The organism is Bacteroides sp. RTP31139st1_H2_RTP31139_211217 (genome assembly GCF_040227615.1).
GTDB classification, from domain to species: Bacteria; Bacteroidota; Bacteroidia; order Bacteroidales; family Bacteroidaceae; genus Bacteroides; species Bacteroides uniformis.
The window spans coordinates 1-14,645 of the sequence record NZ_JBCNZM010000004.1 but is presented as its reverse complement, the minus strand read 5'-3'; the positions used below and the strand labels follow the sequence as shown (position 1 = coordinate 14,645).

5 protein-coding genes are annotated in these 14,645 nt (G+C 46.1%); 3 read left to right on the top strand and 2 right to left on the bottom strand.

Annotated features, from left to right (window positions below):
- Positions 1 to 72 precede the first annotated feature (72 nt).
- Together ABUA47_RS01215 and ABUA47_RS01210 are read right to left on the bottom strand one after the other, a co-directional pair.
- Positions 73 to 2,139: a beta-L-arabinofuranosidase domain-containing protein gene (locus ABUA47_RS01215; protein ID WP_005824835.1), complete on the bottom strand. Its 2,067-nt coding sequence runs from the start codon at positions 2,137 to 2,139 to the stop codon at positions 73 to 75.
- Between the two features lie 147 nt (positions 2,140 to 2,286).
- Positions 2,287 to 5,916: a glycoside hydrolase family 38 C-terminal domain-containing protein gene (locus tag ABUA47_RS01210; RefSeq protein WP_035447502.1), complete on the bottom strand. Its 3,630-nt coding sequence runs from the start codon at positions 5,914 to 5,916 to the stop codon at positions 2,287 to 2,289.
- Between the two features lie 331 nt (positions 5,917 to 6,247).
- Here ABUA47_RS01210 and ABUA47_RS01205 point away from each other — a divergent pair, with 331 nt between their 5' ends.
- From ABUA47_RS01205 to ABUA47_RS01195, 3 genes are all read left to right on the top strand, one after another.
- Complete coding sequence (locus ABUA47_RS01205; RefSeq protein ID WP_005824831.1) at positions 6,248 to 8,197, top strand: glycoside hydrolase family 97 protein; 1,950 nt, start codon at positions 6,248 to 6,250, stop codon at positions 8,195 to 8,197.
- A 160-nt stretch (positions 8,198 to 8,357) separates the two neighbouring features.
- Positions 8,358 to 12,425, top strand: a complete 4,068-nt coding sequence (locus ABUA47_RS01200) for a hybrid sensor histidine kinase/response regulator transcription factor (protein WP_005833940.1) — start codon at positions 8,358 to 8,360, stop codon at positions 12,423 to 12,425.
- Positions 12,426 to 12,447: 22 nt separating this feature from the next.
- The coding region (locus ABUA47_RS01195) for a glycoside hydrolase family 2 TIM barrel-domain containing protein (protein WP_349831385.1) at positions 12,448 to 14,645 on the top strand (2,198 nt) is incomplete at its 3' end.

Genomic DNA, 14,645 nt, shown 5'->3' with positions numbered 1-14,645 from the left:
CCGGACATGGCAGAATTCTAAAACAAGTTTGTCACAAAACAGACACACCGTTTCCCCCATACTTCGGAAACATCATTTCCCAACAACTGGAAATTCTGAAATACGCAGGGTTGTACAACCGTAGGGTATCAGCGTGATTTCTTGCTCTCCTCCTTCGGCACTGCCACAGAAAGAGAAAGGCTGGGGCCCTGCCATTTCATTATATACTGTCCAAGTAGGGATAAGACGAGCCTTCATCTTTATTTCAACCGGTGCATTTTCCTGATTCCAAGGAAAGTCCAATTGCTGTTTTTGGCTATTGATACTTACTTGGGCCACCTCGTTCATTCTGTTACGGTCAAAATCCACCAATCCGTAGTTCCATGGATCCGAAGAAGTCACCTGATAATAATAAGAACCATACCAACTATCCTTAAACTCTTTCTTTTCCCAATTTTCTTCCATTTTCAGGGCATATACCAACGGACCTCTTTCAATAGATACTGCGTTTTCATACCAAGTGCTAGTAAAGACCTCCATGGGCAGATACAGTTCAATCTTATCATTCCGCTTCCATATACGGTCTACGATAGCTATTTTCCCACCTTTGACAGTTTGCTCCATCTTTCCATTTACCCGTATTTCAGCTTGCTTGCACCACTTCGGAACACGCAGGTGAAATGGAAATTTCACTTGTTTCACCTTATTCCTCACCTCTTTAATGGTAAAAGTTATCTGATGATCCATCGGATAGTAAGTATCTTCACTGATAACCACCGGTACATTATCACCCACATTGGCTGTTACTTCCGACGGAGAATAGACAATGGCTGCAATGCCGTTATCAGGTGTGGCATACCATAGGTGCTGTGTAAATTTTGGCCAACCTTGGTGCATATTCGAAAAACAACATGGGTATCCGGTCAGAGTGCCAAAAGCAAGGTCTGTCCCTTCATGATCCTGGTCGAAGTTGCGACGATGGCGTGTTACCATCACCTGATTCGGTTGCTGGAAATATTGCTTAGTCATAAAGTCATCGGATATTTGGGCTGGTAAAGCATTAAAAGCAATGCGTTCCAAATGGTCGGCAAAGTCTATGTCTCCTGTAATCTCCACCATTTTTTCCAGCGAGTACATCAACTCTACGGCCGAACACAACTCCGAGCCTTGTGTAGGATTGTTTCCATGCAAAGCCTCATCGCCTCCATACATGCCTTGCGGCTGTCCGTGGAACCGGCGAATATCTCGAAAGCCTTCCTTGACAGCATCAATATATTTCCGGTCGGTATCTTGCTGATAATAAATAATCGGTTCTTTGATGCCTTGTGCCAAATTAACACAGTGTATAGTGCAGGGTCTGCGCAAGTCTCCCCTATCTACCATATCTATGAAACTGAAACTCTGCCGGTGCAGCAAATGCCCCAATTCAAGCAAAAAATCCTCCCCCGTAAGATTATAAAGCCAATATACAGCTTGCAAATTGTCACAAGCACGGAATTCTGCCCAACTGCTCCAGTGTCCTAAAGGTTTTTGCGGCAAGGTATTCAGTTGATAACGGAAATATTTTGTCATAAAAGCGACGACTCTCTTATCGTTCGTTGCCGAATAATACTGCTGTAGGATTTTCAGCACGACCATACGCGGCCACCAGTCTTGCGAGTTATCACGTTGCAGTCCAGGCTCTCCCGGATAATCTTTTTCAGGACCGAAGAATCCGTCCTCACGCTGGCTCTGCAAAGCCCATTCTATCCAAGGTTGCACTTTGGCTTTCAAGACATCATCATCCAGTATATACGCCAAAGGAAGTAGACCGTCTATCCAGTATGGACCGCGTTCCCACTGGTCTCCATCACCACCTAACCAACCATTGCGTTTGCCCATAACCGAAGGGTAAAGAACATCCATCTGACCACTGGCGCCATTTTTCTGACGAACCAGCATTTCGTGCAACCAGCCTTTAGGTTTGATACTGCCTAAAGGAAGTTCCATTAAGGGCTTACGGAGTAGAGGATAGCGATTATTCTTGTAGTTTCCTTCTACTACCTGGCTCAAAAGAGCATCCACTTGTTTCTCCGCCTCAGGCGTAAACCACTTTTGAGCAGATATTGTAAAGAGATTAGCAGCTAATAAACATACAACAGCAAATATTTTAATTTTCATTTTTCAAGGTATTTGTTATTTCCAATAAATTTACTTCAATAGAGTTGTTAACTTACTCACATTAAGCACTTACACCTGAGAATCATCAGATCCTTGTGTCTGTGGTGACAGACACAAGGATCTGAAAAATGGGAATATAATAACTGTTTATTCGTATACTTCCATTTCATAAATGCGCACATCTTTACCAGAAGCCGATTGCATGGGCTGTGTCACTAAAAGACGCAGGTAGCGAACACTTTCAGACTTATTTAGCGTGCGATTCAGTACATTCTTACCATTACCAGAAACATAGTCCAGTGTGCGCCATTCACCATTCTTGTCGCTCTTACCTTGCAGAAAGCAGGAGGAAGTGACGTAGGAATGGTTTTCGCCGGCAGCGTTCAGTAACTTCCAGCCATTAATGCTTCTTTCACCGCCCAAATCAAAGTCTACGTAGTGGGGCATTTCAGCAATAGCACACCACTTTGTGTTTTCGTCGCCATCTACCATGAAAGCCGGCTTCTCTTTCTCGTTCACATAGCTTGAATAGCCCATTACCATGTCCTGCTTCAGAATGTTCACTCTCTCTGTGGAGCTTTCCGTCTGATAGCGATTGCACTTGTTTGCCGTACGGAACAGTTCGGAAGCGGGACAAACAGAAGTAGCAGCAACATCAGTCAAAGTGGCGGCAAAAATAACAATATCCTTATTATCGGGCAATACCACCTCAGTAGCCTTTTCTGGCAGGTCTATTGCGAACTTAAACATGTAAGTGAACTCATACGGCTGATCGCCTTCACCGGAATGGCGGTGCGTACCCACATAGGCAACTTCAGCATCTTTCAGATAACCTTCCGTATGTCCGGTGTGCCCCCACTGACCGATGAAGCCAGTATAAGAAGGAACAATGACTTCCTGCACATACTTGCCTACGCGGAATATCCCCTTCACATCTTTATCAGAAGCGGCAGCAGCAAGGATATAGAGTCTGTTATAAGTACAGTCGGCGGGCAGTTTCAGTACATTGCCCTTGCAAGCCATACCATTCAGCTCTTCACGTGTCTCCAATTTGAAAGGCACTCCATGCACATTCATCTCGGCAGGTATCAATTCAGCAGCATAAGAATAACCAGACTCAAAGTTGGCAGCAGCCTTGAACTCGTTCCAACTGAAGCACTTCTTATCATAAACAAGGGGCAATGGTTCGGCCACCGTCTGCACCTTTTTATTGGAAGCAAAACGTACCTTGTAGGTCTTAATGCTGTTTGGATTGACTGACACTTCCAAGCGATTTCCACTGAATGTAGCCTTACCGATGGTCTTTTCCGTACCATCTGCTTCTACAGCAGCCACAAGGTTGTCGGCAAAGACAATCGAGGCTTTCTGCGCCTGCTTGCCTGCGGCTTCATACACGCGTACCACATATTCATCTGAACTTTCGGCTTTCTTTAAGGCTTTAATAAGTACATTCCGGTTATCGGAAAAAGCCAATGAATAGCTCTTACCTAATTCGCCGCGATGCTTTCCAACAACGAACGCCTTGATGCGCTGGTTCAGCAACTCAGCATTCTCGCGGGTTTGAACTACGTCCAAAGCGCCCACATGACCTACCAAGCTGTAAGTAAAGGTATGGTGACCGAAGTCCTGACGATCTTGATAAGCATAGTTCTTTTTTGTCTTCGGAGTGTGCAGCAAAGTGAGACGCAGGGTGTTGTTATCAGGCTTGTCCCAGCCATATTTGCTGTCGTTCATGATGGAAACGCCATAAGAACCGTTAGCGTCCGTTAAATCTGCCCAATATTGAGCATATACTTCGTAAGCGGTCAAGATGTTGTTTCCTCTCTGCACGCTGCCTACGCCCAAGTCGTAAGTGGCCACCTCATTATTCAAATTGAGGGGAAACTCAGCCTTCAACAGAGCGTTGGTAGACTGCCAGTCCACTTCGTTAGTAAAGTCAATGCGGTGGGCCAATACACCTTCATACAAATGGATGTACTGGCGGAAAAAAGAATCATCGTGACGTTTCTCCACGCAGAGAGTCTTACGTAATGCACCGTTTTCGCAAAGAGTCACTTTCACATCCTCGGTGATGGAGATAGGAGTAGCGTCCACAGTCTCTTTCAATATCTCCCATGCCGGCCATTCGAATGACTTGTTTTCAGTGAAGAGGGCTAAACGAATAGCCTTACCAGCCTTTACCAATTCCTTGTTGATTCTCTTGTCGAACAGTGAAGTAATGTCACCGTTCTCATTCAATGTCAGTTTGTAGAACGAATTTTCAACACTTGCAGCTTCAACAGCAGACATCTCTTTTCCTTCGCCGGAGAGGCGGACATCGTAAACTGCGTATCCATTGGCGGGTACAGTGGCTTCTACTAACAAGCGGACCTTTCCATCAGTATATGAAACCAACTGAGAAACCACCAACTTGCCTTGTTCGTTATATACAGCCACACTTTTGGGAAAACGAGAAGCCTCCACTTCGATGGTCACCACATCTGTAGCCTTGAAGCCCGAAGCGTTATAGAGCACTACGGGAATCCCCTTGACACGAGTATCAAGCTTGCCTGCCACACTTCCCACAGAATGAGTCAGGATACTGGAGAACTGTTTCAGAGAGAGAAGTTCATCGTTCCAAGAAAATTCATAGGCACGGGGAATGCTGGTACCAGTCAAATCATCGTGGAATTGGTGGAATATGAAGCGCTGCCAAGACTCCGTCAGACTCTTGCCAGGATATTCGGCAACCCCCAAAAGGGCAGCAGCCACAGAAGCACGTTCAGCGGCATCACCCAAAAGTTCATTTTGACGATTATAGAGTTTCATAGCAGCCTGTGATGTGTAGCAGCCGGTTCCATGAACGTCCATCAGCAATTCACCGTCAAATACGGGGAGCTCGGGATGGCTGCCATAGGGCTGGTAATCCTTGAACAACTGGTCACTGGCTGCACTGATAATCTTCAACGGACCGTCTCCCTTGATACCTTTCTCCACGGAAGCCACAGAAGCGATGGTAGGTGAACCGCCCACATCACCTGTTCCATAGTAGCGGTAAACGGTATTCAGGGGAGTGCATTTGGAGAGTTCCATCAAATATCTATTTTCTGAAAGGTCTTCATTATCCCAACGACGACCGTAATCATATCCGTGAGCCAGCATGACGGACGCTCCATCCACTCCTTTCCACAGTCCGATGGTAAAGGGATGCTTGCTCTTACCGTAGAAAGGATTGTTACGCCAATCCAGCTTCTGTGAAGAGAAACCTATCAGTCCACAATGGGCAGCAGCAGTAGGCAATGTCCAACCGAATCCGAAGCAATCGGGAAGGAAGATGTCGGTACTTTCTACCCCCAGCTCCTTACGATAGAACTCCTGCCCCAGCATAATGTTGCGAATAAACGATTCAACAGACGGCACCAAAGTGTCGGTAGCATCCCAACTGGCCCCACTCACATGCCATCGACCTGCCTTTACAAAAGCCTTCATCAGTTCGTATTCACGAGGATAATATTCCTTCATCCAAGCATATTTCACTCCACCTTCAAAATTAAAGATATAGTCGGGGTACTGGTTCAAAAGGAAAAGGTTCTGATTCAAGGTATTCCAAACATAATCCTTAATAGTAGTCTGAATGTCCCAGTTCCACTGCGTGTCCAAGTGGGCATCTGCCACCATGTACGCTTTTGCTTTCTTCGGTGCAACGGTCTGAGCCGATAATTGTCCTCCTGCAACGGCCAACATCACGGCTCCCGCTATCAGATGGGTCTTCCCCATCAGTATTCGTCTCTTTTTCATGGTTTTGTTATTATTGTTTTTTCGTAAAAGATAATGTCAATTCGATATAAACCACCGCATTCTTTGTTATAAATGTGCTGCCTCCTCTAACCGCAAACCGCTCTTTCACCTTCTCTCTTTAGCCTCCATCCGGCAACAATAGTTTTCTGACATGTGGAATGTTGGTAACAAAAATAGCCCATCCTTCACTCTCATACTGTACAGATTCGCGACATAGATATGTAAAAAGTCGTCTGTGGCATGATTTTATATATTTATGTCATAAATAGCATACATTTCCTACAGAATACAAACTACTTTTGTATATTGTAAAAATCCAAAAGCTAAGAACATGAAAAAACAATTCCTACTCTCGGCAGTTCTCTGCCTCTCACTGACCGCTTTCGGACAGAAAGTACATCAACTGGCCTCACCCAGCGGAAACATCCGCATCTCGGTGGAGCTGACCGATCAAATCCAATATGATGTAACCCAAGGAAATCAAACACTGATGGACAACTGTGTCATTGGTCTGGAAACTGCCAACCACCAGCTGGGCATCCATCCTAAACTAAACAAAGTAGTACGCCAAAATGTAAACGAGGAACTGACTCCCATCGTACCCCTGAAATTCTCTACTATAACCAACCGCTACAACCAATTGCTACTGAAGTTTAAAGGAGGCTATTCAGTAGAGTTCCGTGCCTTTGATGACGGATTCGCCTACCGCTTCCTTACTGACCTGAAAGGCGAGCAAGAAATAATGAATGAAATCCTCCGCCTGAACTTTGTGGATGATTGCCTGCTACATCTTCAGCAACCTGACGGCTTTAAGACTTCCTATGAAGAAGAATATCGCCACCAAACAAGCAGCGAGTGGAAAAACTCCAATCGCATGGCTCTGCTTCCCCTTTTAGCCAGCACACCCAAAGGTGACAAAATCCTCATGAGTGAAACCAATCTGACAGACTATCCCGCCATGTTTCTGAAAAACGATGGACAAGGCGGCATTACCGCCGTCTTCCCCCGTCTGCCTCTTGAATTCGGAGAAGACGGTGACCGCAGTCTCAAGATTCTGAAAGAAGCCAACTGCATAGCCCGTACCGCAGGCAAGCGCAGTTATCCATGGCGTTACTTCGTCATTACCGACGATGACCGCAAACTTATAGAAAACACTCTATCCTATCGCCTCGCTGAAAAGAATGTCATAGAAAACACCTCTTGGATTAAACCAGGACTAGCCAGCTGGGAATGGTGGAACGGAGCCACACCCTACGGCCCCGACGTGGACTTCAAAGCAGGTTGCAACCTTGACACCTACAAATACTTCATCGACTTCGCATCCCACTACGGCGTAGAATATATAGTAATGGACGAAGGCTGGGCCATGAACACCCGCAACCCCTATAAACCCAATCCCTCGGTAGACATACACGAACTCATCCGCTACGGCAAAGAAAAAAACGTAGGCATTGTGTTATGGCTCACTTGGCTTACGGTAGAAAACCACTTTGACCTATTCGAAACTTTCGAAAAGTGGGGTGTGAAAGGCGTAAAGATAGATTTCATGGATCGTAGCGACCAATGGATGGTAAACTTCTATGAACGCGTAGCACATGAAGCCGCCAAACACCATCTCTTCGTTGACTTTCACGGTGCTTTCAAACCTGCCGGATTAGAATACAAATACCCAAACGTACTCTCCTACGAAGGCGTAAGAGGTATGGAGCAAATGGGCGGATGCCGTCCCGACAACAGTGTCTATTTCCCCTTCATACGCAACGCAGTAGGAGCCATGGACTATACTCCCGGCGCCATGCTTAGCATGCAGCCTGAAGTCTACCATTCCGAACGTCCCAATTCTGCCAGCATCGGCACACGTGCCTATCAGATGGCACTCTTTGTTCTTTTTGAAACCGGCCTGCAGATGATGGCAGACAATCCTACCCTCTATTATCGCAACGACGAGTGTACACGTTTCATCACCCAAGTACCCCAAACATGGGACGAAACCATCGCTCTCGAAGCCAAAGCAGGAGAATATGCCATCGTGGCCAAACGCAAAGGAGAACAATGGTATATAGGAGGCATGACCAACAACCGCGAACGTGAACGGGTCTTTAACATCTCCCTTGATTTCCTGCAAGAAGGAAAAAATTATCTCATGACCTCTTTTGAAGACGGCATCAACGCTGACCACCAAGCCATGGACTATCGCAAGCAAGAACAATCCTTGAAGAAAGGCAACCATATCACAGTCCGTTTGGCACGCAACGGTGGATTCGCTGCGGTCATTCGCTAATCATATCCATACCTATCTGCTCCGTACAAATACATTTCTAAGGATACGGAGCAGATACAAAGCAAACTGTAAGCCTACAACTAAAGAAATATATTGCAAATATTGACTGTTTCCACCTTAAAATATATCTTTGCAACTTAAAATCAATACAACAAGCCACATGAAAGACATATACTGGAAAGGCCATACGATTTTATTGCTTATCAGCCTCTTATGCTGTTTTCCGGATTTTGTGTACGCTTACAGCCTACGGCAATTCTCCAATAAAAACGGTCTTTCCAATAGTGCCATCCAATCCCTTTACCAAGATAGCCAAGGTGTACTATGGATAGGAACATGCGACGGACTGAACGTGTTTGACGGCAACAATATCCACCTATATACGCCCGTTGATGTGTCACGCAACCTATTGTCAGGCAACATTATCAGCCAGATCGTAGAATCAGAGCCAGGCATACTGTGGTTACAAACCAACTACGGGTTAGACAGATTGGATACATACCGACAGACCTGCCGGACCTTTACCGAATTCAAGGACAACATCTTCTTGGCACGAAGCAAAAACAAGTGCATGTTAGTGCTGAAAGATGACGGAAATCTGTATCACTACCAACAAGAGAACCAGAAATTTCTCCAGTTAAACATCTCTTCCATGGATTTTAATAAAGTACTGTCCATGACCATTGATTCCAACAACCTGCTTTGGATATTCGCAACTGGAAACAACACTCGTTGCTATCGTCTGAACCACACGGGAAAAAGCGTGACACTGATTCCGGAAAAGCCATTTGGACATCACGGCTTGAAGCATGCCTTCATCGGAGAAGATTCAGCCTACTTCATTGATGAAACCTATGCCCTCTACGAATATAGTTTCAGCAACCGACAGTGTTACTACATTGCCGACCTGAAAGACGAAATAGAAAAACGAGGTGAAGTATCTTCCATCATCAAACGAGAAAATGACTTCTGTATCGGTTTCAAAAGCAGCGGCTTGATAGTACTGAAATATGAAGCAAACCAAAAGATTAAATACCGTATAGAATACACTGAAATACAGTCGGGCATCTTCTGTCTGATGAAAGACAAATTTCAAGATATCGTATGGGTAGCTACCGACGGAGAAGGGTTATACATGCTTTACAATGACACATTCACCATGACCAACACCCTGCTCAACACTCCCGCATATCAGGTGAACAACCCGGTACGCAGCCTTTACCTCGACCCACAGCAAACCTTATGGATAGGAACCAAAGGCAGTGGCATATTGCGTATACCGAATTATCTTGTCAACAATACACCCGAAAAACATGATCGTCTCATCACCGGTAACAGCACATTGACCGACAACTCCGTCTACTGTTTTGCACCCGGTGGAAAAGACCGACTTTGGATAGGTACGGAAAACGGAATCAATTATTATTCCTACTCTACCCACCAATTGAAAGAACTGGCGGTACAAGCCAATGGAACCAAAGTGAAATATGTGCACTCCATTGATCAAACCAATGACAGTACACTTTGGATTTCCACCGTGGGCGAAGGAATCGTAAAGGTGACACTAGAAAATCAGAGAAAAGATCCTATTGTGAAGCATGCTACACGGACTTTGGTGAGTAACGGACATATGGCATCAAACTATTTTTTCACCTCCTACCGTGAAAGCAGCTCTACGCTGTGGTTCGGGAACAGAGGGCTCGGAGCCTACCGCATTGATGTACGTACTGGAGAAATGGCACAGTTCCGCTTCAACAACTTGGTAAACAGCCAAACCGCCAACGATGTGTTCGCCATACACAAAAACGAGCAAGGCTACTGGCTGGGCACTGGATCAGGGCTTCTCCGCTTCTACTCAAACGAAGACGGAAACCCAGACAGCATCAGTGCAAAGCTCTACACCAACAGCACCGTACATGGTATCTTGGAGGACAACCGAGGCAATCTCTGGGTGAGTACCAATCAAGGATTAATGAGACTCAATCCCCAAGAACAGACCAAGCAGACCTACAACAACGGAAACGGACTGGCCGTGACCGAATTTAGTGATGGAGCCTTCTACAAAGACAATGCTACGGGAATCCTTTTCTTTGGAGGTGTAAACGGCTTCGTCACCGTGAAGCCCGATTCTTACATCACCACGGACTATATGCCCGAAATCAGCCTGAAAGGACTTTCCATCTTCGGTAAGGAATACAACCTGCATGACTTTTTACATTACAAAAACGGGAAGCCCGTGCTACAACTGGACTACAAACACAACTTCTTCCAGCTCAACTTCCGGATAACAGACTACATTAACGGAAACGACTATTTCTACTCCTATAAACTAAAGGAAGCAAGCGACCAATGGATAGAAAACGGAGTTTCACCCAATGCCATCTTCTCCAACCTTTCCCCCGGAGAATATACTCTGTTTGTGAAATACCGCAACAACATCAACGGTAAAGAAAGCCATCCGCAAGCCTTCACCATTTACATCGTTCCTCCCTGGTATCTCAGTACCTGGGCCTATGTGGGCTACTTTTTGTTAGGGTTACTATTATGTACAGGCATAGTCGCCTATGCATTCTATACCTACCGCCTGAAGCGGCAGCACATGATGAAGAAAATGGAACGACAGAAAAAAGAGGAAGTCTATGAATCAAAACTACGCTTCTTCACCAACATCACCCACGAGTTTTGCACCCCCCTCACCCTGATTCAGGGACCGTGCGAGAAGATACTCACCCACAAGGAGACAGATATCTACACGCACCGCTACGCCAAGATGATTCAGCAAAATGTGGAAAAGCTGAATGGTCTCATTGTGGAATTGCTGGAGTTCAGAAGACTGGAAACGGAAAACAAAATGCTCTCCATACAGCCGCAACCTGTTTCCGAAAAGTTAAGGGACATCGCCGAATCCTTCGGTGACATGGCGGAAAACAGAGAAATGAACTACTGCCTTGACATAGCCCCCGAACTGACATGGAACACCGACCTGAGCTGCTTCAACAAAATAGCCGGAAACCTCATATCCAACGCTTTCAAGTACACACCCGACAAGGGGAACATCAGCGTAACATTGTACACGAAAAACGAACGTCTTATTTTGAAGATAGCCAATACCGGCAAAGGCATCACACCGGAAAATCTCGGAAAGATATTCGACCGCTATAAGATTCTCGACTCCGTGGAGATGAACGGCAAAAACTCAAGAAACGGACTGGGGTTGGCCATCTGCAAAAACATGGTGACCCTGTTGGAAGGAGACATAAACATCGAAAGCACACCGGGCGAACTGACCACCTTCACTGTAAGCCTTCCCTCGCTCCCCCCAAACGGACAAGAAGTACCGCAAACTGCATACGAAGCGGCTTCTCCAAGCATTCCCACCGAAGAAGTGCAAGAATTGCCCGAAAAATACACCCAAGAATTCGACGCAAACAAGCAGACGGTCATGGTGATAGATGATGACCCTTCCATGCTGTGGTTCGTATCCGAAATATTCACAGAGAAATACAACGTACTCTCTTTCAATAATGCCCAAAAGGCATTAGACAGCCTGGAGCAACGACAGCCAGATCTCATCATCTCAGACGTGATGATGCCCGATATAGATGGGTTATCCTTCACCTCCACCATCAAGCAACACAAGCTGTGGAGCCATATTCCCCTAATCCTGCTCTCAGCACTGCATCACGAAGACGACCAAGTAAAAGGACTGGAATCGGGGGCGGATGCCTATGTCACCAAGCCTTTCAATGTGAAATATTTGGAAAAGATGGTCTATCATCTCATCCGCCGCGAAGAAAACCTGAAGGAATATTATAGTTCGGCACTCAGCACCTTTACCTGGAAAGAAGGAAGCTGCTTGCACAAAGAAGAACAAGAATTCTTAGAGAAAATGACAGAAGTCATTGAAAAGAACTTAGCCAATCCAGACCTGCAAGTAGAACTTTTGAGTAAGGAAATGGGCTACAGCAGCCGGCAGTTCTACCGCAAACTGAAACCACTTACTGACAAATCGCCTGCCGACATCATCAAAGAATACCGCCTCTCCACGGCGGAACGCTTGTTAGTCTCCAGCAACTTCACCATCGAAGAGCTGATGGACCGCACGGGATTCACCAACCGAAGCACTTTCTATAAAGCTTTTTCACAACGTTACGGAATGCCACCCCGTCAATACTGCGAACAGCAAAAGAAGAACGTGAAGGAAGGACAGGAAATCACTAATACTTAATCATCTTATACCATCTGTATTTATGAAAAGAAGCTCTTTTTTGAGTATCGCATTCACCGGGCTGCTTGCTACCGCAACAGCACAAACTCACGAACAACCCGAATGGAATGACCTGAACATTTCGGGAGTGAACAAAGAAACGGCATGCCAAACCGCTATTCCCTTTGCCGACGAAGGACAAGCCCTACGCCTGAGCATCGAGGAATCCCCCTATTATCAAACTCTGAACGGTACATGGAAATTCCATTGGGTGGCCGATCCCGAAAAACGGCCGAAGGATTTCTTCAAGCCCAACTACGACGTAAGTGGCTGGGATAACATCAAAGTGCCCGCCACATGGCAGATAGAGGCTGTACGCCATAATAAGCCCTGGGACAAGCCTTTGTATTGTAATACCATTTACCCTTTCTGTGATTACAGTAAAGGAGTACAATGGCCCAACGTCATCCAACCTCGCCCGGCAGACTATACTTTTGCCAACATGCCCAATCCCGTAGGCAGTTACCGACGTGAATTCACTTTGCCCACATCTTGGAAGGACAGAGATGTATTTATTCGCTTCAATGGAGTGGAAGCAGGTTTCTATCTTTGGTTGAACGGTAAAAAAGTGGGCTATTCAGAAGACAGCTACTTACCTGCCGAGTTCAATCTGACTCCCTATTTACAAGAAGGAAAAAACACATTGGCAGTTGAAGTGTACCGTTTCACCGATGGAAGTTTTCTTGAATGTCAAGATTTCTGGCGGTTCAGCGGTATCTTCCGCGATGTATTCCTATGGTCAGCACCACGCACGCAAATTAGGGACTTCTTCTTCCGAACCGACTTGGACGGAGATTATCGTAATGCTACAGTTTTTTTGGACGTGGAAATCACCGGTAAGAAAAGTTCTGCCGAACTCATAGTGAAGCTCTCCGACACAGAAGGAAAGGAAGTGCTATCACGCACTATCCACGCCACAAAAATAGGTAGTACCCATCTGGAATTCGATGTGAAGAACCCACTGAAATGGACAGCCGAAACACCCAGCCTCTACAACCTGACCCTGACCCTAAAACAGAAAGGAAAAGTGACAGACCTACGTAGTGTAAAGGTAGGCTTCCGCGAAATAGAGTTTGCCAAAAACGGACAACTGCTGATTAACGGCAAACCCACTCTTTTCAAAGGTGTCAACCGCCACGATCACAGCCCATTGAATGGCCGTACCGTCTCCAAAGAAGAGATGGAAAAGGACGTACAACTAATGAAAGCGCTGAACGTAAATGCTGTCCGTACCTCCCATTACCCCAACAACCCTTACTTTTACGACCTATGCGACCGCTATGGCATCTATGTATTGGCAGAAGCCAATGTAGAGTGCCACGGCGAAATGCGTCTCTCACACGAGCCACAGTGGGAAAAATCATTCACCGAGCGCAACGAGAACCAAGTGAAACGTTTCCGTAACCACGCTTCCATCGTAATGTGGTCCATGGGCAACGAATCGGGAAACGGAAACAACTTCTCCACTGCTGAAAAGGCCATCAAACGTTTGGATACTACCCGCCCCACCCACTACGAGGGAAACAGTTCCTTCTGCGACGTGACCAGTTGCATGTACCCAAGTGTGGACTGGCTGGAAAACGTAGGCCGTGAACGATTGGAGAAAATACAAAAGGGCGAGATCGTGAAACCTCACGTAGTATGCGAGTATGCCCATGCCATGGGAAATTCCATAGGAAACTTCAAGGAATACTGGGAAACCTACGAACGCTATCCGGCACTCATCGGAGGTTTCATTTGGGATTGGGTGGACCAAAGCCTGCGTATGCCCACTCCCGACGGCAAAGGCTTCTACATGGCCGTAGGCGGTGACTTTGGTGACAAGCCCAACGACGGTAACTTCTGTACCAACGGCGTCATCTTCTCCGACCGTACATTATCTGCCAAATCCTATGAAATGAAGAAGATACATCAACCCATCCGCATAGAAGCATTAGGGAATGGCAAATATAGAATCAGCAACAAGCGATTCCATGCCAATATGGAAGACCTCTACGGGAGATACGAAATAACGGAAGATGGAAGGACCGTCTGCTCAGGCAATCTGGAAGATTTGAAGCTGGAAGCACAGGCAAGCAAAGTCATCACCCTGCCAGACATACCCGCAACGAAGGTACCCGGAGCAGAATACTTTATCAATTTCAGTTTCTGCCAAAAAAGAGATACCGAATGGGCAAAAGC